Consider the following 26,002-nt stretch of genomic DNA (forward strand, 5'->3'; position numbering starts at 1 on the left):
TTTGTGTTAATTAATTTAGATAATACTAAAATAAATATTGATATATATTATGCCACGTGGTATATTGAAAAAGGAAGGATATAGAATAATATCTTCGACTATTCAATGATTTAGGAGACTTTAAGCTTAGGGTTATAGGGCTAAACAAATGTATATTGATATATATATTATAAAGATATGATGAAGGAATATGATAATTATTTTAATTAATATTAAATAAAAAGTTTTGAAATTAATAAGGAGAAGAACAATGGCTAAATTTAAAGAATGTGATATAAAGTTTCCAAGTAAACCACCAGTTCTCATAGCTAAGCCAGAGTTTAAACCTGGTGAAGAGTCAAAAGAACAAGATAAATTTAGTTTATGGGGAGCACATGATCCCGCTATTTATCATGATCCATTGTCGGGTAATTACTACACTTATTGCACAGGAGCTATAGCAAGAAAATCTGTAGATATGATTACTTGGGAGAATATAGGTAAGGTAGTTGAAAATCCTCCAAAAGAATCTATAGAGTGGGTTGGAGACACTGGAATTTGGGCTCCGGATATTATAAAGGTTGGAGAAGAGTATAGATTGTACTGTTCTAATTCTACTTGGGGAGTGCGCCAGTCCTGCATATTTCTTGCAGTAGCAGATAATGCGGAAGGCCCTTTTATTCCAAGAGGTTGTGTACTGAAGACTAGTGAGGATATGCCTGTAAATGCAATAGATGCTAACTTAATAATAGATGAAGAAACTGGTCAGCAGTATATGGTTTACGGATCTTTTTGGGGAGGATGTCATATTATAAAACTAGACCCTGAAACGGGCCTTGCTGCAGAAGAAGGCATTGGTAAATGCATTGCTCGTCGTCCAAAATGGTTTGATTGCTCAATTGAAGGGCCATATGTAAAATATAATCCTGAAACAGGATACTATTATCTTTTTGTTTCCTATGGTTCATTAAAAAGCGATTATAATATTAGGGTAGGAAGAAGTAAATTAGTAACTGGACCATATGTGGATGTTAACGGAAGAGATATGACAGATTTAGAAGACTATAAAAATGAAGTTGGATATATGATAGCATGTGGATATCATTTTGATAATGGACAAGGATATATGGGACCAGGTCACAATTCAGTTTTGAGAGATTTTGATAACCAATGGTATCTTGTATGTCATATAAGAGAACATGATTTTAAAACTCCTCAGATTTCAACAATGCATGTGTACAAGATGTTTTGGACACCGGACGGATGGCCAGTGTTAAATCCAGAACCCTATGCTGGTGAGATAACTCAGCCAATAGCTAGAGAATTTATTGTAGGTGAATATGAGAGAATAAAATTAGTACCTTCAATCCCTCAAGGAGTCTTAAACTCTGTACCAATGATTTTGACTGAAGATGGAAAGTTTGAATGTTGTTCCATTAAAGGACAATGGGAGTATTTTAATGCTACCACAATATCAATTACCTATGGAAATATTATGGAAGTATATAAAATAACTGCTGCTTGGGATTGGCAGTTAGATGAACCAACTATAACTATAACGGGAAAAGATCAGCACGGTGTTGCGGTGTGGGGGAAGAAAGTATAAATCTATGCTTTAAAAATTATAATATTTAAATTAGTATTTACAAGGCTTTAATAATATTTGCTAATATTATTGGAGCTTTTTTTTAAAACTTTTTTGAACATATGGTATGATGTATAATTATTTCTAATACAAGTTCTAGAATGTGATTATAGAAATTATGAAGATCGTAGAGCAGATGACTGGGCTAAAAAATATTTATGAAATCATAGAATTGCTAAAATGATATACTAATATAGCTTAGAAGTTATATTTTTAAAAGAAGGATATGCAAATATAAAACTATATAATTAACTTGAAGTGGCTATATGAAGATGAATTACGTAAGTTTTCATAATGGATTCTTGGAAAATGACTTTGCCAAGAATCCATTGACTATTTTCCAAATAGCATCTTCAAAGATATTATAAGCATAAAAAGTGCAAAGCCTTTCTTTAACATTTCAGGGGAAATTGCTTGAGCAATTTTACCACCAAATATGCCTCCGATAAGTACAGTAATACAGATGATTATTCCTGCTTTTACATCAACATCACCCTTTTTATAATATTCTAAAAAAGCCAATAGACCTACTGGGGGAAGTAATACAGCCAATGAAGTCCCTTGTGCCTTTAATTGAGTAAAACTACATATGTAAATAAGTGCAGGAACTATTATTACTCCGCCACCAATACCAAAAAGTCCGCTTAATATGCCGGCAACAAGGCCAATTAAAATAAATAATATCAGATTAAGCATCACGATTACCTCATTTATAAAGATTAATAGTATTTATTATTCCACAAAAAAGTTTTAATATTAGATTATGTTTAGTAGTATGTTGAAATTAAAGTGTTTCTTCGTATGATATCTAAATGAATTTTGTAAAAAATTAATAATAAATCAGGAGTGAAGAAAGATGATAGTTAAAAGTGTTACTTTTTATATTAAGCCAGAATATATAGAAGAGTTTATTGAAGCAACTTTAGAAAATCAGAGATATTCATTAAAGGAAGAAGGAATTAAAGCATTTGATTTCTTAAGAGATTCCGATGATGCTAGCAAGTTTTTACTATATGAAGTATATGAATCAGAAAAAGCAATGGAAGAACACTTAAAAACAGAACATTTCAATAAGTGGATAAATAATGTAGAGGGATATTTTTTAAGCCCAAGAGAAAGAAGTGTATATAAGCCTGTAAGTAAATAAATTTGTTTTGTTTTTAATGTATATAAAAGTGTAAAATCTTTAATCTAGCTAAACCTAGTTATTTCAACGATTTAGCATAGCTTTTTAGGTGGTACAGTAAAAAACAAAATATATCCGCATGCCAGATTTTCATCATATGAATACGGAAAGGAAAACGCGCATTAAAATTCGCTGAGGGAGGTGGCTTCAGCGGATTTTTTAGTTAAAAAGAATTTTTTAAAGGAGTGGAATATAACTGCTCTTTACTTACTAAAAAAGTATTGGCAAAATCGACCCAGCTGTTATTAGCAAAAGATATAAACTTAGACTTGGGAAAGTTAGGTGATATAAAGAGGTTTTCTTTAGAATCTTGTTTATTGTTTACAATATCTTCGCTTAGAGCGATGAAAGCAGTATATATCTCTCGTTTTATATCACTGTTTATTGGAATTATATCTTTAGTTAATTTCATAAATTCACCAGCACCTATACCTACTCCAAATCGCCATATAAAGCCTGTCTTAAGGCAAAAGTTCTCTAACAGGGCTATTGCATTTTTGGTTTGAATTCCTTCAAAAAAACCACAGTTTACGATAGTATATACTTTAGGATGTTTAGTAGAATTTTTAGCTAATGGCTCTAAAGTTTCTAAAAATTCAATCACTGAAGAGGGGAGTGTATCAATATATAAAGGAAAAGCAAGCACAATAGCATCTGAATCAGCAATCACCTCATAATCAAGTTTATCGTTCAAGGAGATGTGATTTATTTCTTCTATATTATTTGATGTGATTTTGTATAATTCATCAATAAAATTTTTAGATGCACTATTATTCCCTTTGGGGCTACCATTTATAAAACATATTTTCGCCATTACTCTTCTCCTCCTATTTTCTTAATATGGTCTAATACCATAAGAACTGAAGCTTCAACCTGTTCCCGTTGTCTGCATATTTGAGTTTTAGCTTTTTCTACTTGAAAATTTATAGCATTGGCTTGATTTAAGTTCTTAAAATCTTGTTCTTCTTTTTGTGTAATATTGTCGCCATAACCTATAAAAAATAGATCTGGATATTTATCATAGCGTGGAGCATGGTGCATTTCTCCATTTACTTCTTTAAAGAAAGGAAGTAGTTTGCATATGCTTCTATCAAGTACTTTTTTTATTTTAGAACTATAACCACCATACTTTATTTCATTAAGTATGATATAAAGGTCACTATTTACATCAGCTTCAGCTATATCTCTGGTTATATCATCAAATATACATACCCCAGGTGTTTTTACCCAGCAATTAAAGCAGCCTATACATTTTTTCATTTCGGCCGCACTAACATTATAATGTTTGAAAACATAGTTATTTTCTTTTAAAGCCTTTAACAAAGCTTCTTCTAAAGTTTTTCCTAGTGTAGCTGAACTATCACTTACTATTAAAATTTTCATAAATTTCCCCCTGGTATTAATAAGTTGACACTGTAAACTTAATGGAATAATTATACAATTTAAATATTTACAATGTCAATATAATGTTAGAATTATATAAAAAGTGTGATTGGTATTATTAGTAATTAAGTAGCTATCAAAGCACTGTGTGTAAAATAAGAATCAAAACCTTAACTTAAATATTAATCTTTAACATAGTGCAAGATAATAATTAGAGAAAAGGTATATATAAATTAGTAGCTTATAATTTGTATACACCTTTTCATATTTTTTCTTTGACTTGTAATATATAGAAATGTAAAATTGTACTAATGAGTACAAAATATTAGGTATATGCTAGATTAATCCCTTCAAATTAAATCTGTATCTTTAAAGTTATCATAATAATCCAGCAGAGATTTGAAGATGATGTAATCATCTTTAGAAAGGTTGTGAAACTATGTCTCATATTTCAAATAAAAACGCTTACAAGATGCTAGAGGATAGAATTAATAGATTTCCGCAGGGAGCTCCACCTTCAAAAACCTTATATAAAATACTAAGCATGCTTTTTACTGAAAAAGAAGCAGAATTAGTTGCTATGCTTCCTATAAAGCCATTTACATTAAAAACCGCAAGCCAGATATGGAAATTAAGTGAAGCTGAAACCCAAGGAATTCTTGAAAAATTAGCTTCTAGAGCTATAATTATGGATATTGATTTTGATGGTAAAAAAGAATATTGTCTTCCACCTCCTATGATAGGATTTTTTGAGTTTTCTCTTATGAGAACCAGAGATGATATCGATCAGAAAACTCTATCTGAGCTGTACTACCAATATCTTAATGTAGAAGAAGACTTTATTAAAGATCTATTTTTAGGCACAGAAACTAGATTTGGAAAGGTTTTTGTTCAAGAAGGAGTTCTTTCAAGGCAAAATGAACTTGAGATAATGGATTATGATAGAGCTAGTAATGTCATTAAAGAGGCAAAACATATTGCTGTAAGCATGTGTTTTTGCAGACATAAGATGCAGCATTTAGGAGAAAATTGTGATGCACCTATGGAGACCTGCATAACTCTTGGCAATACAGCCCACACCTTGAGTAAAAATGGATATGCTAGAACTATTGATGCATCAGAAGGTTTGGATATACTAAATATGGCATATGAACATAACTTGGTACAGTGTGGTGAGAATGTTAGAAATGGTTCTGTATTTATGTGTAATTGTTGTGGCTGTTGTTGTGAAGGAATGCTTGCTGTTAAAAAGTTTGGATACATGGCACCTATTCAAACTACAGCGTTTTTGCCTCAAGTAACCGACGAAAGCTGTGTAGGTTGTGGTAAGTGTTCAAAGGTATGTCCTATAGAAGCTATAAAAGTTGATCCTATAACTAAAAAAGCAAAAGTTGATGAGGGGATATGCCTTGGATGCGGAGTATGTGTTAGAAACTGCCCTAAGAAGAGCATATACCTTAAACATAGAGGGAAGGAGATAATAACTCCAGCTAATACGACCCATAGAATAGTTCTTCAAGCTATTGAAAAGGGACAGCTAACTGAACTTCTTTTTGATAATAAAGCATTATTGAGTCATAGAGCTATGGCAGCAGTTTTTTCATCTATTTTAAAACTTCCTCCAATCAAGAGAGCTATGGCAAGCAAGCAGATGAAATCAGTATATTTAGATAAGCTTTTAAGAGATAAAGAGTAGGTATAAGTCTTGATGATATATATTTTATAGGTAAGTTTTTAAGAATAGGTGCAGAGTTTAATGTGCAAATATAAGATTTATGTGAGTATTAAAGATGGAGGGCTAAGCTATGGCAAAGGTTTATTTTAAAGCAGTGGATTCTTATTCTAAGACAGAGGAGATAAGCAGTGCTGCTAGAGAACTTTTAACTACAATAGTAAAAGAAGATAAGGTGATTTTAGAAAAGTTCATTCCACTAAAGGTTCACTTTGGAGAGAAGGGTAATAACACCTTCATCCAATCTAAGAATTATGCAGGAGTGATAGATTACTTAAAGGAACGGCATATTGAAAGTGCATTTATAGAGACAAATGTGTTGTATAGAGGTGAAAGAACTACTAGAGAAAAACACATAAATCTAGCAAAGGAACACGGTTTTACAGAACTTCCTATAATAATTGCTGATGGGGAGCATGGAGAAGATTATTTAGAGGTTGAAATAAATAAGAAAAACTTCAATAAGTGTAAAGTGGGAAAAGAAATTGCAGATAAAAAACAGCTTATTATAATGAGCCACTTTAAAGGCCATGCGCTAGCTGGATTTGGAGGAGCTATAAAGCAACTAGGAATGGGATGTGCTGCAAGAGGCGGAAAGCTTGCACAACATGCAAACTCAATACCAAAGATAAGTTCCTTAAAGTGCAAATCTTGCAAAGCATGTGCAAAAAGGTGTCCAGAAAGTGCAATAACTGTGGATAAAAAAGCAAAAATAGATAAGGATAAGTGTGTTGGTTGCGCTTCTTGTATGGCAATATGCCCATATGGAGCTATATCAAATAGCTGGGTTGCATCAATATCTAAATCCTTTAATGAACGACTTTCAGAGTATGCTTATGCAGCAGCTAAAGATAAAGCTAATATCTATATAACCTTTGCATTTAACATAACCAAGAATTGTGATTGTGAAGGTCATAGCATGAAACCAATTGTAAATGATGTAGGAGTTTTTGCATCTACTGATCCGGTAGCCATAGATAAGGCATGTCTTGATGTTGTTGATAGAAACAATGGGAAAACTGTATTTAGAAGAGGAAGATATACACTGGACTATGCTGAGAAGATAGGACTTGGAAGTCAAAGCTATGAGCTTGTGGAAGTAAAATAAGTGTTTAAATAATAGGGTAGTTTGAAATTATATGGTTGTAAAAAGGACTGAGAGCTTATAATGAGCTTTCAGTCCTTTAAGTTTATTGCAGTTCATCTTTATTAGTTACCACATTCTTTTAATAACTTGGTTAAGTTATTTATTCTTCTTCTGCCAAATAAGTATGTTTCCTTATCGGACCATAGTATACCACTTTGCCCCCAACTTATAACTTTTACTACATTATCATCCTTGTCTATAAACGCTATACCATCTACCGCATCCTTAGGTCTAGAGAAACTTTTAATTAATATCAAGGAATTGAAATAATCAGCCACCTTTTTTATATCATCTTTATCTGTTATCACTTTATCTTCCAATCCAGCTTCACCAGTAATGGAAATCTGGATTTTAATAACCTTATCCGAATCTATATTAAATCTAAATGTGATTAAATAGCCTATTAAAGCTATACAAATAAGAATAATTAAACTTATAAAAAATTTTTTTATCATATAAGATTCTTTTTCACCTTTCATGTACCATATAATTATTTGATATCCTATGTTTTTAATTATAGTAAATATTTGTTTTGGTGCAATGATTATATATCAAATTATAGTGTTTTTCTTTAATAAACATATCTGATAAGTTGAAGACTTTTAAAATGGAAATTCATTGAAAACTAAGCTCAAATAAAATATATAATCTTACAAATGGGAAATGTTAAAAATACATTATATATGTTAAATTAAACCATATTGTATATATCAAAACTAGTCCTAATGATATGATAATCAAGGATATGAACTGATTAGTACAAGAAAATATTTTTCACGAGTTATGGAGGGGGCAAATGAAAAAGAATAGGGAATTTATTAGTGTAGTAGCCATGGTTTTTATATGTCTTATTTTAATTTTTATTGCTAATAAGATGTTTAACAATGGGAAAGAGAGAATTGGAAAAAATAGCTTGAACTATGAAGTAGCTAAGGTATTATCGGTTACTGATGAAAAGTTAAGTAGAGATCCAATAGTCCCTAATATTTATATTGGTGATCAACAAATAAAGGTGGAAATGCTTACAGGTACTTATGCTCATCAACAGTTTGATATTAAGAATTCCATGAGTAGACTTTATAGTGTTTACACAAAAGAGGGGATGAAAGTAATAGTCAGTTATAACATAAGCAACGATAATGTGACTAATTTGTCTGTATATAGCTATAAAAGGAATACCGTTGTATATATGCTAATTGCTATTTTCTTTGCTCTATTGATATTTGTAGGAAGAATGAAAGGACTAAAATCTGTTGTTTCTATAATTTTTTCCGTTATTGTAATCTTTTATTTTATGCTACCAGGTATTCTTAATGGTTTTAATCCTATAGTTTTAGCCACAATATCGGCAGTAATGATAATATTGACCACTTTATCAATTATAGGTGGACTAAATAGTAAAACCTTTTCGGCAATACTAGGGACTATATCAGGAGTGGTGATTGCGGGAATTATCTCCTTTGTTGCTGGGTATTTTGCACATCTATCAGGTTTAACAGCTGAAAATACTGAAAGTCTAATTGTATTAGCTGAAAATACAAAATTTAATATGAATGGGTTAATGTATGCTGCAATCCTTATAGCATCCTTAGGAGCTATTATGGATATTGGAGTATCTATTGTATCGGCAATATTTGAAATTCATGCTACCAATCCTAAGCTAGATAGAAAACAGCTATTTAACTCTGGAATGAATGTTGGTAAAGATATCATTGGAACCATGGCAAATACACTGATTCTTGCTTTTGTAGGAAGTTCGCTTACTTTACTTATAATTATAGCTGCTACAAATATGCCATATATACAAATGTCTAACTTAGATATTGTATGTACTGAAATAGTACAAGGTATAGCCGGAAGTATTGCCATTGTTATTGCGGTACCGATAACAGCCTTTATTTCAGTGTTATTTATAGATAATAACAAAACAAAGCTAAAAGGTAATAAGAGAAAAGTAAAAAATAAGGGGGCGGTTATCAAGAACTAGATAGTAAATTATATAAGTGTTTAAGATAGGTGTAGGGGGAGATTTTATTGGTAAGAAAAAGAAATCGTAAAATTTTTAGCTTGGTTATTACATTTTTTATGGTATTTTCTAATCTATTAACTAATTATACTAAAGTAGTTTATGCAGCTGGTGATGATAATGGAATGCAGATGCCTGTATATCCAATGTATGTCTATCAGAATGAAGAATTTGCAATTTCTACTAAGGCTAATGATGGGTATTTAGCGGATGGTGGTATTCCTAAATTCAGTATTTATAACGGAAGTAATATGTATGGAACTGTTAAGGGAACAGATGGAACTTGGTCACCAACTAGAGGTTATGCACCAATTGCTATAGGCGTGAATACAGTTAAGGCTTCTAATATTGGTGATAATATAACAGCAGTTAGCTTGAGAATAAAAAAATATGCAGCAGTGGGAACTTCATCAGTACAAACTGTAACCATTGGACAAATAACTCCAATAACTAATACTGCGGATTATGGGTATATTGCAGGAAGTATCAATGGCACTGCAGGAGATGTAGTGGAAGCTAGAGATTCAAGCAGCAATATTATTGGAACAGCTGTAATCGATAGAAATAAAACATTTAAGGTAGCAGTAAAAAATGGAGAAGGCATTACATTAGGGATATACGGTGCTGATGGTGTTAAGAAGGCACCAATTTACGGTACTTATACTGTAAATGCTGGACAAACAACATCTTTAGTGGCTCAAAATAATCCGATAAATAGTAAGACTATCAAAGATCAAACAATTGCAGTTGGAGAAAACCCATTAGCATTTAGTGCAACAGATTTATTTACTGATACAAATGCAAATGCTGTAATTACTCTTTCTAATGCAACATCTACGCCAGAGAATGTAGTAAATGTGGTATTAGCAAATGATAAAAAGAGTATAGCAATATCAGGAAATTCTTCAGTAACATCAGCTCAAAATACTGTTGTTACTGTTAAAGGTACTGATGATCAAGGAAATACAGCAACATGCACAATAAAGTTTACAGTTAACCCTGAAGATTTGATTGCCCCAACAATTGTGCATACTCCAATTACATCAAATGCTAAGAATAAGGACTTATCAATTGATGCAATAATAACTGATAATATGTCAGTTACTGGAGCAAAGGTATTTTATAGAACAAAAGGACAAACTGATTATAATTCAGTAGATATGACAGCTAATAATAGTGCATATAGTGTAATAATTCCAAATGATAAGCTAGAGACATCAGGATTTGAATACTATATACAGGCAACTGATGGGAAAAATATATCTACTAACCCAAAGGATATAAAAAATCCTTATAGCGTTATTATAAATCCTGCTCAAAACATCAGCGATTATAATATATATTTTGGTCAATTACATTCTCATACAACAAACTCAGATGGGATAGGAACTCTTGATGATGCATTTTCTCATGCAAAAGATAAAGCAAAATTAGATTTTTTTGCTGTTACAGACCACTCTAATTCTTTTGATAATGGAAGCGCTTCATCAATGGCAGATGGTTCTAAGAGTGTAAAATGGAATAACGGACTTAAGGCTGCTGATAAATACACAGATTCTAATTTTGCTGGAATTTATGCATTTGAAATGACATGGTCAGATGGAACAGGTCATATAAATACTTTTGATACTCCAGGCTTTGAAAGTCGTGATACTCAAAAGTACAAAAATGCAGATGGATTACAACAATACTATAACGTATTGAAACAATTTCCAAGTTCAGTATCTCAATTCAATCATCCAGGTACAACCTTTGGTGATTTTAAAGACTTTGCTAATTATGATCCTCAAATTGATAAATTAATAACACTAATAGAAGTTGGAAATGGAGAAGGCCCTATAGGAAGTAGTGGATATTTTCCATCTTACAGCTATTATGATAGAGCATTACAAAAAGGATGGCATGTAGCTCCAACTAATAACCAAGATAATCATAAAGGTATGTGGGGAGATGCTAATACGGCTAGAACGGTTGTGCTCGCAGATAGCTTAACAAGAGACAATATTTACGACGCAATAAGAAATAGACGTACGTATGCTACAGAAGATAATAATTTAAAAATAAAATATACACTTAATGATGAAGTTATGGGTACTATTCTTGATAGTAAACCAAGTACTGTTGATATTAAAGTTGATCTTGAAGACCCAGATAAAGAAGCATTAGGTAAGGTTTCGGTAATAGTGGATGGTGGAAAGGAACTTGAAAGTAAAACACTTACAACAAGTAAGGATTCTTTAGAGTTCAAATTGCCAGCGGATTATTCTTACTACTATATAAAAGTAGTAGAAGCAGATAAGGATATAGCAGTTACTGCTCCAGTATGGATAAGTGAAACTGATAAGAGTGGTATAAGCTCAACAACTGGTAGTACTTCTTTACCAATAAAAGATACAAAAATGACAATAACATCAAACTTGTACAATAATGAAAATTCTCCTTTGAAGGTTAAGAGTCTTGAATATTCTATCAATGGTAATGTGATTAACAAGGCTGCGTCAATTGCAGATGTTAACTCATTAGGAACAGGAGCTTATTCCTTTGATTATACTCCTACTACAGCAGGAAAATATAATGTAGATGTGAAGCTAGTAGCTACAATTAATGGTGTGGATAAAATATACACTGATGTATTAAAGCTTAATGTGGCTGATCCAGCAGTTGTTACTAACGTTGTAGTTGATGGATCTCATTATAATGATTATGTAAATGGTTATTATGCAGGAAATACAAAGAATCTTACAACACTTGCTAATAATGAAAACATAAACATTATCGTTCAGAAGGATAAACTTACTGATGATGCCCTAAAGAGTGCTAAGCTATTAATCCTTTCACCTCCAGCTAAAAAAGCTGGATCAGATAAGAATACAGGTGTGAATTATAGTGCAACTCCATATACTGATGAGGAAATTGCAGTGATACAAAGATATGTACAAAGAGGCGGTAATATAATTGTTACTGGACTTGCAGATTATCAGGATAGTAGGGATGACTCAATAAATCACACTGCAAATCAGCAAAATAAAATTTTAGCAGCTATAGGAGCAACTTCTAGAATTAATGATGATGAAGTTGTAGATTATGAAAATAATCCTAATGTTAATCCACCTGGAAAAGCAGGAGGAACTCCATATCGTGTTCCTATGAATGTTTATAATACAAACTCTCCATATTTAGATAAAGTGGTTGCACAACAAAACTATAGCTTCTATAGTGGATCTTCTATAACCTTAGGCAGTAATGCAACTTGGTTAGTAAAGGGAACTCCAACAACCTATGCTTTTGATTCTGATAATGATAAGTTAGGTGGTTCATATGTTGCAAATGCTGCATCAGCAATGCCTTCTCAAGAAGGTAGTATTGGAAAGGGCAATGTAGTTGCTTTAGCAACAGAAACACTTTCTGGTGGTGGAAAACTATTTGTTGGAGGAACAGTATTCTTCTCAGACTTTGAAATTAAAGCTACACTAGATAATTACGGACAACTTCAAAATAGTAATTATAACATTATGATGAATATTCTTGACTCAGTAAAAAATGTTATGCCAACTACTCCAATAAATCAAGTGAGGGCAGGAGTATTTGGTCAAGTATTTCAAGTAGAAGGTACAGTAACTGCAGGGACTAAAAGCGGAAATGCATTTTTTGATACTATATATATCCAGGATAAAACTGGAGGAATAAACATTTATCCTGTTTCAGGTATGGATATAGAAGTTGGAGAAAAAGTAAAGGTAACAGGTACATTAGATCAATATCTTGGAGATAAAGAATTAAGGGTTATAAATATTGAAGTAACAGATAAAAATGATAATCCTTTGGACCCTGATTTTGTATCTACTAAGGCTGCAATGGACGATGTTAATGGAGGAAAACTGCTAAAGGTACAGGGTATAGTAACTAATGTTGTTACAGTTAGCGGTGTTGTTTCAGCAATCTACGTTAAAGACCAAACTGGAGTAGAAGCAAGATTATTTATAGATGGTTATATAGATTATTCTGATCCTACTAGTGCAAAGCTAGAGCAAATTGCTAAAGTTGGAAATACTATTAGTGGAATAGGACTTGCATCTACTGACCCAGATGGAAATAGATTAAGAGTGCGTGACAGAAGTGAGATTAAGCTGGTTTCAGAAGCAGGACAATCACAAGATCAAATAGCAGCAAATTCAGTTATTGAAAAGATAGCTGCAATACCAGCAGCAGTAACACTTTTAGATGAAAGTAAGGTAACAGCTGCAAGAACAGCATATGATGAACTTACAACCACACAGAAAGCTTTAGTTACAAACTACAATACTCTTATAGCAGCAGAAAAGAAGATATCTGATATAAAAGCACAAAATGAAGCAACAAAAGCAGATCAAATAGCAGCAAATTCAGTTGTTGAAAAGATAGCTGCAATACCCGTATCGTTAACACTTTTAGATGAAAGTAAGGTAACGGCTGCAAGAACAGTATATGATGCACTTACAACCACACAGAAAGCTTTAGTTGCAAACTATAACACGCTTATTGCAGCTGAAAAGAAAATTATAGAGCTAAAGGAAATAGCTGCGATACCAACAAAAATATCAAATGATAACACTGATTCAGTAATAGAGGCAATAAAGAATGCTATTAAGTATGATATTCAAGTACCAGTGATAGATGTAACTAATTCTCCGATTGTTAGCAAAGAGATATTTAATGCAATAAAAGAACAGAATAAACAAGTTACCTTTATTGGAAAAAATGTGAGTTGGACTTTTAATGGAAAAGACATAGAGAAAGATGTTTTGGGTGATATTGACTTATCGTTAAAGGTAGTTCCAACAGAGCTTAAAGCAAGGGAGACTGCAAAGGTAAAGGAAGTGACAGGAAAAGATGCATTAATAGCTCCATTTACATTTAACTATGACGGTCCGTTACCAGGAAATGCTTTAGTTAAAGTATTTATAGGGAAAGACTGGGCTGGAAAGATAGTTGATGTTTGTAGGTATTATTCAGATAAAAATACTTATGATATAATTCAAAGTAAAGTTAAGGTTGATAGTGATGGGTATGTATCTTATACTACAAATCACTGTAGTGATTATTTCGTAGTTGAGTCCAGTGTAACAGGAAGTCTTCCTATTACAGGCTCAATATTAGGCTCTTCTATCCTAATTACTGGAGGAGTATTATCTGTAATTATGGGATATTATCTTCTTGTAATTGGATATAGAAGAAAACAAAAAGCATCAAGTTAATAATTAATCTATACAAAAGTGTTAAAGAGGCCATTTCATAATGTATCTATATGCGTTATGAATAGCCTCTTTTTTTACTTTTAAAGGCAACTCTTTATATTTCTTCTTCTTGGTAAATACATCTTCAACAGAAATAATATTAGCTAAAAGTACAATATAAAATAAAGCTTGGTTTTGGTTATATAAGATGTTTAAATAAGTCATTAAAAAAGTTTTTATAACGTATTAAAATATATTCAGCTAATAAAATTTTGCCACAATAATGTGGCCAAACTTTACGTGAAACTAACGATGAAGTAAGAAAACTTATAATATATAATACACATATAGGCAGGTGAGTGTATGTATTTAAACGATAAACGGTTTTTGAAATTATTTAAGTTGCTTTCAAATAGTAGAGTCCCAATGAAAAGTGAAGAGCTATGTGAGCATTTAGAAATAGCACCAAGAACATTAAGAAATGATTTGAAAAATTACAAGCTAACTTTCTTAGAAAATGGGGTTAAATTGATATCAAAACCAGGTGTTGGATATTATTTTGAAATATTTGATCAAGATTTATACTTCAAATTTATACAAGATCTTATAAAAAAAGAAACACAAGATCAACATTTAATTCCAGTTTACCCAGAAGAGAGAATTAATTATTTAATAAAATTATTACTAAGTACTGATAAATATATAAAAATAGAGGAATTAGAAGAGAAACTTTTTGTTAGTCGATCAACTTTAACAAATGATCTGAAAGAAGTTAGGGAAAGACTTGAGTATTATCATTTAGATATAGAAAATAAGCCTAATTACGGAATGAAAATTATTGGAGAAGAATTTAATAAAAGGTCATGCATTTCAAAATATTATTTTCATACGGATTTATATGACTCAGTTGTACTGAACACGGAAAAGAACGAGCATAAAGAAATCATTAAAAAATTATTATACGATACAATAACAGAAAATAATTTTACATTGACAGATATAGGATTTAGAAATCTTGTAATACACATAATGATTTTACTAATGAGGGTAGATAAATTAATAGAGAATGAAATCATAGACCCTATCTATAAAAATTTAGAAGATGAAAAAGAATTTAAAATAGCATGTATGCTAATAGATAAATTAGAAAATCAATTTAAAGTTAAACTACCTAAAAAAGAAATATATTATATAACCATTCATTTACTTGGGAAAAAATCAATGCAATTCAGTAATGATACTTTATTAATTAGCCAAGAAACCCAGGATTTATTGAATTATATATTTGAGCATATAAAACAAAATTTTAAGTTGGACTTTTCACAAAACTTCGAGTTATTTACTTGTTTAGCACTACATTTTCAACCTATGATGAACCGTTTAAAGTATGGGCTTTTTATTGAAAATCCTCTAATTGATAAAATAAAAAATGAAAATTCGTTGGCTTTTGAGATATCCCTTTATGTTGGAAGTATTATAAAAGAAATAAAAAAGTATGATGTCAATGTTAATGAGATTGGATATATTGCATTACACTTTGCTTTGGCGCTTGAAAGACTTCATGAAGAAATAAGGAGTAAAAATATAATCGTTGTATGTGCAAGTGGAGCCGGAAGTTCACAAATATTGTTATATAAGTTAAAACAAAAATTTAAAAATTATATAAATGATATAAGAGTAGCAAAGCTATATGAGTTATTAGACATAGATCAAAGTAAATATGATTATATTATATCTACTGTTCCAATTGATTTTAACACTCAAATACCAGTCATTAACGTACAATATTTTTTGACTGAAGAAGATGTTGATTTAGTAAAAAATATATTTACTGAAACAGAAAATGACTTTTCATTTATAAATAAGTATTTTAAAGACGAATTGTTTTTCAAGGATTTAAAAGGGTCTACAAAAGAAAAAGTGCTTAGAAATATGTGTGATGGAATTAAAAAAGTAATTGATATACCACCAGATTTTTATCAGTTAGTTATGCAAAGAGAAGAAATGGCATCTACTGAATTTGGAAATAATATTGTATTGCCACATCCAATTAAACCTATATCAGATTCAACTTTTGTAGCAATAGGTATGCTTGAGAAAGTAATAAAATGGGACAAGCAGCAGGTTAAATTTATATTTTTAATAAGTACACAAAAAGATAGTACGGAATCCCTAAGCTTATTTAATGAGAGTATAACTGCTTTAGTCTTCAATAAAAAAGCTATGATTGAATTAGAGAAAAATCCAACTTTAAATACATTTAAGCGCATTATCAAAGAAATGGCTATTCAGGAAAAAGAAAATACAATTGATAGCATATTTAAATAATAGATATTAGCAGTTTATTTAAATTATTCTAAGGAGAATTTAAATGAGAATAATACTTTGTTGCTCTCAAGGAATGTCATCGAGCATATTTGTGAGAGCACTACGAAAAGAGATAAAGGAACAGAATTTAGACTATATAGTAGCATCCATAGGACTATTCGAATTATCAAAATATATAGATAAGACTGATATTGTTTTACTTGCTCCTCAAGTAAAATATGCTTTCAAAGATGTTTCCAAAATGAGTAGTGATTACAATATTCCTACAATTTTAATCAATGAAAGTGATTATGGAATTATGGATGTAAAAAAGGTTTTGAAAAATATAAAAGTTTATTAATAAAATGCCGCAGTTATGTGGCATTTTATTAAGTTAAAATATAATTCAATATACCTTATTATAAGTACATAAAGCAAAGCAAATAATTCAATTACAGAAAGAGGTAGTAGTAATGAGAAAAATAGTATTATTATGTAATGCAGGAATGTCTACAAGTGCTCTAGTAACTAAAATGAGGCAAGCGGCTGAAAAGATAAATTATGAATGTGAAATAAATGCATATGCGGCAGTAGAGGCTTCAAATGTAACTAAAGGTGCAGATATAGTTTTTTTAGGGCCACAAGTGAAGTATTTATTAAGTGAAGTTAAAGAAAAGGTAAAGCCGATTCCAGTGGAAGTTATTGATATGATGGTATACGGAATGATGGACGGTGGAAAAGTTATAAATAGAGCAAAACAAGTGTTAGGGGATATATAAATGGACGGAATAGAATTAATAAGTTTCAAAATAATATCTGCAGTAGGAGAAGCAAGAAGCAATTATATTGAAGCGATTAGAGAAGCTAAAAAAGGTAATTTTGAAAAAGCTGATTCTCTTATAGAAGAAGGTGCAAAGGTTTTTATAGAGGGTCATCATGCACACTCCGAATTGATTCAGCAGGAGGCAAATGGAAAAGCAGTTGTACCAACCTTGATGTTGATGCACGCTGAAGATCAATTGATGAGTGCTGATGCATTTAAAATTATTGCGCAAGAGTTTATTGATGTTTATAGAAATACAAACTCTAGGTAAAAACACTTTTAAAATATGGGGATTATATTCCCATGCAGATTGTGTAATCGTATAAAAACAATGAAAAGGTTTCCGAATGGAATAATTATTAAAGATATTATTATTTAAAATATTAATAATATATAAAAAAATAGGGGGAATTTAAATGGCTATTAATTTAGACAAGGTTCAAGAAAAGATACAACCTTTAACAAGTGCAATTGGGCAAAATAAATATTTGCAAGCAGTAATGAAAGGTATGATGTTAATATTACCAGCTACAATAATGAGTGCCTTTGCAACTTTACTTAAAATATTTCCGATACCAGCATACCAAAATTTTATTGTTAGCAATGGTCTAGGAAAATATTTTGATGTACCTATAAATTTTACAAATAACTTTATGGCAGTACTTGTTGCATTTGCGGTGGCTTATGCACTAGCTACAAGTTTTCAAGTGGATGCATTTCCAGCTGGATTAATATCAATGGTATCATTCTTTATTCTTACACCTTATACTCTAGGAGATATGGGTCCCCTTGGACAAGCATTTACTATTTCTAATCAATGGTTAGGTGCTATGGGAATATTCACTGGAATGATTGTTGCATTTGTAAGTACTAGGTTATATGTAGCTATTATCAAAGGTGGCATTGTTATAAAAGTACCTGACAGTGTTCCAGAATTTGTTGCTAAATCATTTTCAAGCTTAATTCCAGGTATTATTATATTAACAATATTTTCCGTTATATCAGCAGCATTTAGTATGACAAGTTACGGAAGTATACATGTGTTAATTTATAAATTCTTGCAAGCACCTTTAACTTCATTAGGTTCAGGAGTTGGATCTGTCATTATAGTTGCTGTATTAGCTCAATTCTTATGGTTCCTTGGACTTCACGGACATGCTGTTACTCTAGGTGTAGTAGCACCAATATGGGCTGCAATGGATGCCCAACAACTTGCTGCTTTTTCATCAGGACAACACTTACCTAATATTACTGGTATGGCTTTCTTCTTTACTTATTGCGCAGGAAACTTAATACAACTAGCATTTATGTTAGCATTTATGGCTAAAAGTGCAAGATATAAAACTTTAGGTAAGGTTGCTTTTGTTCCGGCACTATTTACAATTGGCGAACCACTAGCTTATGGTACTCCTTTAGTAATGAATCTTGTATTTGCAATACCTTATGTATTATTGGATGGTATTGTAATGGCAGTAGCTTATTATTTAACTGTTGCTGGAATTCTTCCACCAGTAGCTGGTGTAAGTACACCAGCAGGTACACCAGTAATTCTTTCAGGATTTATACAAGGAAGCTGGAGAATTGCTGCATTCCAAGCTGTAGCAGTATTATTTAGATTCGTATGTTGGTATCCTTTCTTTAAGATCGCTGATAATATGGCAGTTGAGGAAGAAAGAAAAGCAGAATTGGAAATAGTATAATTTATAAAATAAGTTCCTATCTTATAGGTGTTTCATTCAAATAAGATGGGAACTTATTATTGTTATAAAGATAATACGCGAGATATGTGGAGGGGAATTATAAGTATGAATATAAGTAATATTAGAGTTAATAATCAGGATTCATGTATAAAGGTAGATTCGAACTCATTAATAATAAGCTGGATAGCAGATAAAAGACAAAAAAGCTATGAAATTATTATAGATAAAGAAGATATTAATATTTATGAAAGTAAAAAGGTAAATTCTGCTGATAATATAATTTATCTAAAGGATTTACAATTTGAGCCGGAAACAGAATATACAGTGACAATAAAGTTATGGGGTGAATCTGATAATTGTACTACAAGTACAAAATTCAGGACAGCGCTTTTTGGTGACTTTATTGGTAAATGGATATCAGATGGAGAAAAGTTAGAAAATGAGATTGATTATTATAAGGACAACAGAAACTGTTTAATGAGAAAAAAATTTAATGTTAACGATGAGATAAAGGAAGCTTTTTTATATATAGTGGGATTAGGATATTATAATGTGTATTTAAATGGAATAAAAGTTGGAAAATCTGAATTAAATACTGATTGGACAAAGTATTCAAAAGGTGTTTACTATGATGTTTATGAAGTTAGTAAGTTTTTAAATAATGGTGACAACGTAATTTCAGTTGAGTTAGGAAATGGATGGTATAATCCAGCACCGTTAAAATTATTTGGAAAATACAATCTCAGAGATGTATTAGATATAGGGGAAACTAAGTTAATTGCAGATTTAAAGATAAATACACAAGCTGATGAAAAAGTTAATATTTCAACAGATGAATCTTGGGAAGTATCTAAAGGTCCTTATCTTTTTAATAATATATATTTAGGTGAAAGATTTGACGCTAGACTTGCTAACGAAACATGGAAGGGGCTTAACGCTTTAGATGTTAAATGGGAAAATGCTGTATTAACTACATCTCCAGGTGGAAAATTAATGGCTAGCTTTATCGAGAAAAGTGAAAAGGCTAAAATTGTTCAACCGAAAAATATAAGCATAAATAAAAAACATAACGTATTGATAGATTTTGGAGAAACAGTGCAAGGATTTATTGATATTAATTTTATTGGAGAAGCTGGACAAGAAGTGCAATTGATATATGGAGAAAACTTAAATTCAGATGGCACAGTAAATGTAATTTCAACTTTAGCAGGATTTGTTGGGAAATTTTTTGGCGATTTTCAAATACCAGGTGGACCTGGAGCACCTGAAATAGCAGATCAAAGAGATTTATGTATTTTAAATGATGGAAAAACACATTATGTTAATAAATTTACCTATCATTCCTTTAGGTATGTTGAGGTTAAAGGAATAACAATAGAGAATATTACTGATATTAAGGCTGTATATGTGCATACAAAATTGGAGGAAGCAGGCTCGTTTAAATGTTCAAATGAATTATTGAATAGATTATATGAGGTGGCTAGGAACACAAAATTAAATAATATACATTCACTTTTTGAAGATTGTGCAAGAGAGAGATTCGGATATGGTGGCGATGTAGTATGTCTATCAGCTTCACAAATGTTTATGTTTGATACAGAAAACTTATATGAAAAAGTAATAAGAGATTTTAGATATGACATAAGAGAAAATGGTGGAGTTACAGAAACAGCACCATACATGGGGATAAAAAGCAATGGTACAGGAGATGGAGCAGGACCACTGGGATGGCAATTAGTATATTCTTATATAATTAAAAAAATGTATCAATACTATGGAAATACAAAAATTATAGAAAGTGAATATAAGTATGTAAAAAATCAAGTGGACTATTTAATTGGCCTTGGTCTTGAGTATTTATCAAAATGCTGCTTAGGTGATTGGGGAAGTACTGATGCAGTTGAGGTTGATAATAGAAAAGTGGCTCCTGCTGCTGGATTTACGGCAAGTTGTTTCTACTATTATCACATATATTTGCTATGTGAATTTGCAAAAATAATTGGAAATGAAGATGATTACGAAGAATATAGAACTAAAGCTGAAGAAGTAAAAAGATCAATAATTAGTTTATATAAGAATGAAGATGGTACTTATGCAGATGATAGCCAAACTAGCTATGCATTTGCTTTGTATTTCAATTTAGATGGGGAACCTCAAAAGCTTGCGAAGAAATTTGCAGATAAAATAAAGAATAATAACTATTATATAACTTGTGGTATTTTTGGAATGTTTATGACCTATGAAGTTCTAAACAAATATAGTTACCAAGATGTTGTTTATAAATGGATTAGCAAAAGAGGAGAAAATACTTTTTATAGTATGCTTAAGAGAGAGCAAAGTACTTTAAGCGAGTATTTTGTTTATGGGGAGCCTGGATCAGACAACCATGCAATGTATAGTTCATATATACAGTGGTTTTATCAAGGATTGGCTGGAATAAACATTGCTGAAGAGTCATATGGGGCAAATAAGATATTTATCAAACCATATTTTGAAGAGGAGATTGATTTTGTTCATTGTAAATATAAATCTATAAAAGGGGATATAGTAAGCAATTGGATGAAAGATAATGATGAAATATTATGGCATATTGAAATACCTAGCAATTTAAGTTCATGTTTGCTAATTTTAGATAAAAAATATAAGAATTTTGTACAGGAATTTGAATTTATAAAAGAAGATGAAAATTCTATTTATATTGAGATATCTTCTTGTAATGGAAGAGTTAACCTAAGGTTACGCTAGTAGCAATATGAATATAAAAGAACTAAGTATGCATAAAACTCGATATGTAAAATAAGGAGTATATTATATGGAATTTTTAGTTTTAGATGTAGGTGGATCATCTATAAAATATGCAGTTATGAACGAAAAAGCAGAGTTTTTTGAAAAAGGGAAGGTACCTACTCCGGTGGATAAAATAGAGAATTTTATTAATTCAGTTGGAGAAATCTATGATATATATAAGCACAGAGTTAAAGGGATAGCTATGAGTATGCCTGGGCGTATAGATAGTGATCGTGGATATTTATATACTGGTGGAAGTTTAGAATATAATACAGATAAGGAAATCGTAGCATTACTTCAAAAACGATGTCCAGTACCAATTACAGTAGAGAATGATGGAAAATGTGCAGCTTTAGCAGAGGTATGGCTTGGAAGTCTTAAGGATTGTGAGGATGGAATAGTTGTCATATTAGGCACAGGAGTTGGTGGAGGAATAATCAAGGACAAAAAGCTTCATAAAGGGAAAAATTTTATTGCAGGAGAGTTTAGTTTTATTTTTACTAATAATGCAGCTTTCCAAAGCGAGTATTCTCATATGTGGGCTGGACAAGCGGGTGTGTCTGGACTGTGTATTCCAGTGGCGAAAATTAAAAACTTACCAATAGAAGAGGTAGATGGAGTTAAAGTTTTTCAGTATGCAAATACTGGAGATAAAGATGTACTTAATATATTAGATGATTACTGCTATAGATTGGTTTTGCAGCTTTTTAATTTGCAATATATTTATGATCCAGAGAGGATAGCAATTGGCGGAGGAATAAGCGACCAAGAGGTATTAATTAGATATATAAAAGCGAATATTGAAAAACATTTCGATAAATTAGATCCCAATATAGGGATAAAACCAGAAGTAACTACTTGCAAATTCTACAATGATTCAAACTTAATTGGAGCATTGTACAATTATCTAATAAAATATAATTGATCAGTTGATATGTAAATTTACTTTATAATAAGGCAATGCTCAAAACGATGCTTTAACAGCGCCTATAATAAAAATATGACTGTGCTTCTCTGTTAAAAAGAAAAGCACAGTCATATTTTATTTAAACATAAGTTAATTTATCTTATATTTTTTCTATATTCAGAAGGAGTGCATCCATAATTCTTTTTAAAGATTTTATAAAAAAAGTTAGTGTTCTCGTATCCTATGCTTTTGGAAATATCTAATACTGAAAGATCAGAGTTCTTTAAGAGAAAACAAGCTTTTTTTAACTTTGCATCTTGTAATATAGATATAAAATTATCTCCTTGAAATTTTTTTATTATCGAACCTAAATAGGTTGGATGAAAGTGAAATTGTTCTGCAACAGAAGCTAAAGTTGCATCTTTACAATTATTTTGTATGTAGAGAATTATATCTGTAATTTTAGTGTTTTTTAGCAAACCATAATTCTCAGAATTTGATTGGTTTTCAAATACTCTAAGAAGTTCAGAAAAAATTATTACCATATAACTGTTAATAACTTCGCTGGAGCAAAGAGAGCTATCAAAGTACTCACAAAGGACATATTCCATCAGTTTACCAAGTATTTCGGATTCTTCAGATCTAAAAAGAATATAGTCATTATAATTATTACTTTGATAAATTGCATGAATAAAAAAGCTTGAAATTAAGTCATTACCAGATAGGCGATTTATTAAAATATCATCAAGATATTTTTTGCTCATAATACAGTTTATAATGATGTCATTTTCAGATGTTTGTGCAATTGAATGTACAACATTAGTATCTAATAAGCAAAACTCACCTTTTTTCATTTCAATTTTGTTTCCGTTTACCGTTTGATGAAACTCACCGGAATACACATAAATCATTTCAACATAATTGTGATGATGCTCTGGCGTTTCAGCAAAACGAGGATGACATACAAATGTAATATCATCTGTTAAGTTAGAAATAGTTCTATTATTAAAAGGTTTTTGAGAATTAATTAAAGCATCTTCTATAGACGAACTATCGAAAAGATCGAATTTCTTCATAACTTTCTCATCAAAATAATTATTTTTTATAAAGTTTTGTAATGAGTTAATATCTTTAGGATTTATTTTGCTTAATAAAAATCTCTCATAAAAAGTATATTCTCGTAAAAAAGAATCAAGTTCAGAAGAATTCATAACATCACCCTAGTTATATATTAATTGTTGATTCAGTTACTTAATACAGAGTTCTAACTCAACTATTAATTTATACTTGTTCGAAAACCCCCAGAAGCCGGGATTTTCGAACAAGTATAAATATAAGTTTCGATATAGGAACTCTTTAATAATTTAGCATAAAAACAATTAAAAAACAAACCAAATAAAAAATATACTTAAATAAATATAAGCTTGATTTTGGTTGTACAACATGTTTAAATACGTCATTAAAATAATAATCATATAATGTTAAAATGTTTACATGAAAAGCTTTTCAAATGTATTTTCATCCATGGGTATTGCGCACATCCTATGGGTGGTTAGTTGCTAAATAAAAAAATCTATAAAGAGAAATTATATAATAAAAAAAGACACTCAGTTCAAATAATAACATGAGTGCCAAAAATTAATAACTTACAAATAAAATATCATAAATTAATTTTTATTTCAAGAATAGTAAACTTTGAGTATGTAATGGAGGTATTATAATGGAAGGTTTAGATAAGAATATCGCAGTTAATGAAACCAGTAAAATATCCTTTGTTGAAAAACTAGCATTTGGCGGAGGCGGATTTGCTGCAAATATAATGATACAGTCAATTAATATGTATCTAATGTTCTTCTATACAGATGTATTTAAAATAAATGCTATGGTGGCAGGAACTTTATTTTTGGTGGCAAGATTAGTGGATGCAGTTTGTGATTTTACTATAGGTTATTTAATGGATCACACTAAGAGTAAGTGGGGGAAATTCAGACCGTTTGTAATGTTTGGCTTTATACCGTTTTGTGTACTAGGAGTAGCATGTTTTGTTGTACCAGGCTTTGGAGATTCAGGAAAAGTAGTATATGCTTATGTAACATATATAGGATTTATGATAGCAACTACAGTTGCAACATTGCCATGTCAGGCAATATTACCAGCAATTACACAGGAACCAATGGAGAGAGTTAAGCTTAACAATTATGCACAATTCTTAGGTATGACTGGAATGATGATTGTAGCAGTAGGAATGATGCCATTTGTTCAGATGTTAGGTGGAAAAGATATGTCTAAAGGCTTTATTCTTACAATGTCAATTTTTGCAGTAATTGCTGCAGCACTTTACTTGTTTTGGATTTCAAAAGTAAGAGAAAGAGTTGTTGTAAAAAAAGTTGAAGAAGTAAGATTGAAAGATGCTTTACCAATTATATTCAGAAACAAATATTTATTATTACTAGTTGGAGCTTTCGTATTCTTTATGTCAGGCTTTACAATTAGAAACAATGTTCAAATGTACTATTTAATATATGCTGTTAAAAGACCAGATTTAATACCAACAGTGGGATTACTTTCTATGTTGCCTTTAATCGCCACAATTCTTCTTGTTCCAGTTATAGTTGGCAAGATTGGGAAGAAGAATGCTTTAATTCTAGGTATGTCTATAGTTGTTATTTCAAACGTAATTCAATACTTTGTTGGATATAATAATTTGACTGCAATACTTGTTTTAACAGCTGTATTTGGTATTGGATCAGGATTATTTGTACCATTAGTATGGGGAATACTTCCGGATACTGTTGACTATGCTCACTGGAAATTTGGAAAACGTACAGAGGGCATAATAACTTCTACTTTTGTATTTACTCAGAAAGCTTCTTCAGGTATTGCAGGATATATAGCTGGAGCTGCTTTGGTTGCAGTTGGATATATGCCAAACGCAGCACAATCACCAGCAACATTAAATGGAATATCATTTTTATATAATATAGGTGGAGCAATATTTGCAGTTATAGCAATAATCTTTATGTTATTTTATGATTTAGACTCGAAGAAATATAATGAAATCGTAGGGGATTTACACAAAAGAGATGCTGAAAACTAAATCTACTTTATAGATCTAAATATGACCGTACTTTTGTAAGTGGGAAATGAGGTACGGTCATTGTTTTTTA

At 30.9% G+C, this 26,002-nt stretch carries 19 protein-coding genes; 14 read left to right on the plus strand and 5 right to left on the minus strand.

What is annotated here, in order from left to right; translation table 11 throughout:
• The first annotated feature begins 250 nt into the window (after positions 1–250).
• Positions 251–1,585 (plus strand): arabinan endo-1,5-alpha-L-arabinosidase, encoded by a 1,335-nt coding sequence (locus bsdtw1_RS02720; protein WP_183276064.1) that lies wholly within the window; start codon positions 251–253, stop codon positions 1,583–1,585.
• A 372-nt stretch (positions 1,586–1,957) separates the two neighbouring features.
• Here bsdtw1_RS02720 and bsdtw1_RS02725 read toward each other — a convergent pair whose 3' ends face one another.
• Complete coding sequence (locus bsdtw1_RS02725) at positions 1,958–2,320, minus strand: sulfite exporter TauE/SafE family protein (protein ID WP_183276065.1); 363 nt, start codon at positions 2,318–2,320, stop codon at positions 1,958–1,960.
• 160 nt (positions 2,321–2,480) lie between these two features.
• Here bsdtw1_RS02725 and bsdtw1_RS02730 point away from each other — a divergent pair, with 160 nt between their 5' ends.
• Positions 2,481–2,771 carry a putative quinol monooxygenase gene (locus bsdtw1_RS02730; RefSeq protein WP_183276066.1) on the plus strand — a complete coding sequence of 97 codons (291 nt, stop codon included), beginning with the start codon at positions 2,481–2,483 and terminating at the stop codon, positions 2,769–2,771.
• Between the two features lie 202 nt (positions 2,772–2,973).
• On the opposite strand, the gene bsdtw1_RS02735 is transcribed toward bsdtw1_RS02730, so the two are convergent.
• Together bsdtw1_RS02735 and bsdtw1_RS02740 are read right to left on the minus strand one after the other, a co-directional pair.
• On the minus strand, positions 2,974–3,624 hold the full coding sequence (locus bsdtw1_RS02735; RefSeq protein WP_183276067.1) for a flavodoxin family protein: 651 nt from the start codon (positions 3,622–3,624) through the stop codon (positions 2,974–2,976).
• The gene (locus bsdtw1_RS02740) at positions 3,624–4,193 is read right to left on the minus strand and encodes a flavodoxin family protein (protein ID WP_183276068.1); all 570 of its coding nucleotides are present in this window, start codon (positions 4,191–4,193) and stop codon (positions 3,624–3,626) included. The genes bsdtw1_RS02735 and bsdtw1_RS02740 overlap by 1 nt, the downstream gene beginning before the upstream one ends.
• Positions 4,194–4,632: 439 nt before the next feature.
• Here bsdtw1_RS02740 and bsdtw1_RS02745 point away from each other — a divergent pair, with 439 nt between their 5' ends.
• Together bsdtw1_RS02745 and bsdtw1_RS02750 are read left to right on the plus strand one after the other, a co-directional pair.
• Complete coding sequence (locus tag bsdtw1_RS02745) at positions 4,633–5,889, plus strand: 4Fe-4S dicluster domain-containing protein (protein WP_183276069.1); 1,257 nt, start codon at positions 4,633–4,635, stop codon at positions 5,887–5,889.
• A 109-nt stretch (positions 5,890–5,998) separates the two neighbouring features.
• Positions 5,999–7,033: a DUF362 domain-containing protein gene (locus bsdtw1_RS02750; RefSeq protein WP_183276070.1), complete on the plus strand. Its 1,035-nt coding sequence runs from the start codon at positions 5,999–6,001 to the stop codon at positions 7,031–7,033.
• Positions 7,034–7,134: 101 nt separating this feature from the next.
• On the opposite strand, the gene bsdtw1_RS02755 is transcribed toward bsdtw1_RS02750, so the two are convergent.
• Positions 7,135–7,527 carry a hypothetical protein gene (locus tag bsdtw1_RS02755; RefSeq protein ID WP_183276071.1) on the minus strand — a complete coding sequence of 131 codons (393 nt, stop codon included), beginning with the start codon at positions 7,525–7,527 and terminating at the stop codon, positions 7,135–7,137.
• A 341-nt stretch (positions 7,528–7,868) separates the two neighbouring features.
• Here bsdtw1_RS02755 and bsdtw1_RS02760 point away from each other — a divergent pair, with 341 nt between their 5' ends.
• From bsdtw1_RS02760 to bsdtw1_RS02800, 9 genes are all read left to right on the plus strand, one after another.
• Complete coding sequence (locus bsdtw1_RS02760) at positions 7,869–9,059, plus strand: YibE/F family protein (RefSeq protein WP_183276072.1); 1,191 nt, start codon at positions 7,869–7,871, stop codon at positions 9,057–9,059.
• Between the two features lie 47 nt (positions 9,060–9,106).
• On the plus strand, positions 9,107–14,332 hold the full coding sequence (locus bsdtw1_RS02765; protein ID WP_183276073.1) for a CehA/McbA family metallohydrolase: 5,226 nt from the start codon (positions 9,107–9,109) through the stop codon (positions 14,330–14,332).
• Between the two features lie 342 nt (positions 14,333–14,674).
• The gene (locus bsdtw1_RS02770) at positions 14,675–16,639 is read left to right on the plus strand and encodes a BglG family transcription antiterminator (RefSeq protein ID WP_183276074.1); all 1,965 of its coding nucleotides are present in this window, start codon (positions 14,675–14,677) and stop codon (positions 16,637–16,639) included.
• A 43-nt stretch (positions 16,640–16,682) separates the two neighbouring features.
• A complete protein-coding gene (locus tag bsdtw1_RS02775) occupies positions 16,683–16,979 on the plus strand; it encodes a PTS sugar transporter subunit IIB (protein ID WP_183276075.1) in 297 nt (98 codons plus the stop codon).
• 112 nt (positions 16,980–17,091) lie between these two features.
• Positions 17,092–17,397 (plus strand): PTS sugar transporter subunit IIB, encoded by a 306-nt coding sequence (locus bsdtw1_RS02780; RefSeq protein WP_183276076.1) that lies wholly within the window; start codon positions 17,092–17,094, stop codon positions 17,395–17,397.
• Positions 17,398–17,712, plus strand: coding sequence for a PTS sugar transporter subunit IIA (locus tag bsdtw1_RS02785; protein WP_183276077.1), 315 nt, complete (start codon positions 17,398–17,400; stop codon positions 17,710–17,712).
• A 145-nt stretch (positions 17,713–17,857) separates the two neighbouring features.
• Positions 17,858–19,141, plus strand: coding sequence for a PTS sugar transporter subunit IIC (locus bsdtw1_RS02790; RefSeq protein ID WP_183276078.1), 1,284 nt, complete (start codon positions 17,858–17,860; stop codon positions 19,139–19,141).
• Between the two features lie 105 nt (positions 19,142–19,246).
• Positions 19,247–21,886, plus strand: a complete 2,640-nt coding sequence (locus tag bsdtw1_RS02795) for a family 78 glycoside hydrolase catalytic domain (protein ID WP_183276079.1) — start codon at positions 19,247–19,249, stop codon at positions 21,884–21,886.
• A gap of 67 nt (positions 21,887–21,953) precedes the next feature.
• The gene (locus bsdtw1_RS02800) at positions 21,954–22,853 is read left to right on the plus strand and encodes an ROK family protein (RefSeq protein WP_183276080.1); all 900 of its coding nucleotides are present in this window, start codon (positions 21,954–21,956) and stop codon (positions 22,851–22,853) included.
• Between the two features lie 137 nt (positions 22,854–22,990).
• On the opposite strand, the gene bsdtw1_RS02805 is transcribed toward bsdtw1_RS02800, so the two are convergent.
• The gene (locus bsdtw1_RS02805; protein ID WP_183276081.1) at positions 22,991–24,046 is read right to left on the minus strand and encodes an AraC family transcriptional regulator; all 1,056 of its coding nucleotides are present in this window, start codon (positions 24,044–24,046) and stop codon (positions 22,991–22,993) included.
• Between the two features lie 509 nt (positions 24,047–24,555).
• Between bsdtw1_RS02805 and bsdtw1_RS02810 the strand changes: the two genes are divergently transcribed.
• Positions 24,556–25,932 carry an MFS transporter gene (locus bsdtw1_RS02810; protein WP_183276082.1) on the plus strand — a complete coding sequence of 459 codons (1,377 nt, stop codon included), beginning with the start codon at positions 24,556–24,558 and terminating at the stop codon, positions 25,930–25,932.
• Positions 25,933–26,002 lie beyond the last annotated feature (70 nt).

Origin of the sequence: Clostridium fungisolvens (assembly GCF_014193895.1) — a bacterium.
In the GTDB taxonomy this organism is placed as follows: domain Bacteria; phylum Bacillota; class Clostridia; order Clostridiales; family Clostridiaceae; genus Clostridium_AR; species Clostridium_AR fungisolvens.

Coding starts and splice junctions, on each gene's coding strand:
- bsdtw1_RS02770 (WP_183276074.1), top strand. CDS start 14,675: ATGTATTTAAACGATAAACGGTTTTTGAAATTATTTAAGTTGCTTTCA.
- bsdtw1_RS02795 (WP_183276079.1), top strand. CDS start 19,247: ATGAATATAAGTAATATTAGAGTTAATAATCAGGATTCATGTATAAAG.
- bsdtw1_RS02780 (WP_183276076.1), top strand. CDS start 17,092: ATGAGAAAAATAGTATTATTATGTAATGCAGGAATGTCTACAAGTGCT.
- bsdtw1_RS02745 (WP_183276069.1), top strand. CDS start 4,633: ATGTCTCATATTTCAAATAAAAACGCTTACAAGATGCTAGAGGATAGA.
- bsdtw1_RS02760 (WP_183276072.1), top strand. CDS start 7,869: ATGAAAAAGAATAGGGAATTTATTAGTGTAGTAGCCATGGTTTTTATA.
- bsdtw1_RS02725 (WP_183276065.1), bottom strand. CDS start 2,320: ATGCTTAATCTGATATTATTTATTTTAATTGGCCTTGTTGCCGGCATA.
- bsdtw1_RS02755 (WP_183276071.1), bottom strand. CDS start 7,527: ATGATAAAAAAATTTTTTATAAGTTTAATTATTCTTATTTGTATAGCT.
- bsdtw1_RS02790 (WP_183276078.1), top strand. CDS start 17,858: ATGGCTATTAATTTAGACAAGGTTCAAGAAAAGATACAACCTTTAACA.
- bsdtw1_RS02800 (WP_183276080.1), top strand. CDS start 21,954: ATGGAATTTTTAGTTTTAGATGTAGGTGGATCATCTATAAAATATGCA.
- bsdtw1_RS02785 (WP_183276077.1), top strand. CDS start 17,398: ATGGACGGAATAGAATTAATAAGTTTCAAAATAATATCTGCAGTAGGA.
- bsdtw1_RS02805 (WP_183276081.1), bottom strand. CDS start 24,046: ATGAATTCTTCTGAACTTGATTCTTTTTTACGAGAATATACTTTTTAT.
- bsdtw1_RS02720 (WP_183276064.1), top strand. CDS start 251: ATGGCTAAATTTAAAGAATGTGATATAAAGTTTCCAAGTAAACCACCA.
- bsdtw1_RS02810 (WP_183276082.1), top strand. CDS start 24,556: ATGGAAGGTTTAGATAAGAATATCGCAGTTAATGAAACCAGTAAAATA.
- bsdtw1_RS02750 (WP_183276070.1), top strand. CDS start 5,999: ATGGCAAAGGTTTATTTTAAAGCAGTGGATTCTTATTCTAAGACAGAG.
- bsdtw1_RS02735 (WP_183276067.1), bottom strand. CDS start 3,624: ATGGCGAAAATATGTTTTATAAATGGTAGCCCCAAAGGGAATAATAGT.
- bsdtw1_RS02740 (WP_183276068.1), bottom strand. CDS start 4,193: ATGAAAATTTTAATAGTAAGTGATAGTTCAGCTACACTAGGAAAAACT.
- bsdtw1_RS02730 (WP_183276066.1), top strand. CDS start 2,481: ATGATAGTTAAAAGTGTTACTTTTTATATTAAGCCAGAATATATAGAA.
- bsdtw1_RS02775 (WP_183276075.1), top strand. CDS start 16,683: ATGAGAATAATACTTTGTTGCTCTCAAGGAATGTCATCGAGCATATTT.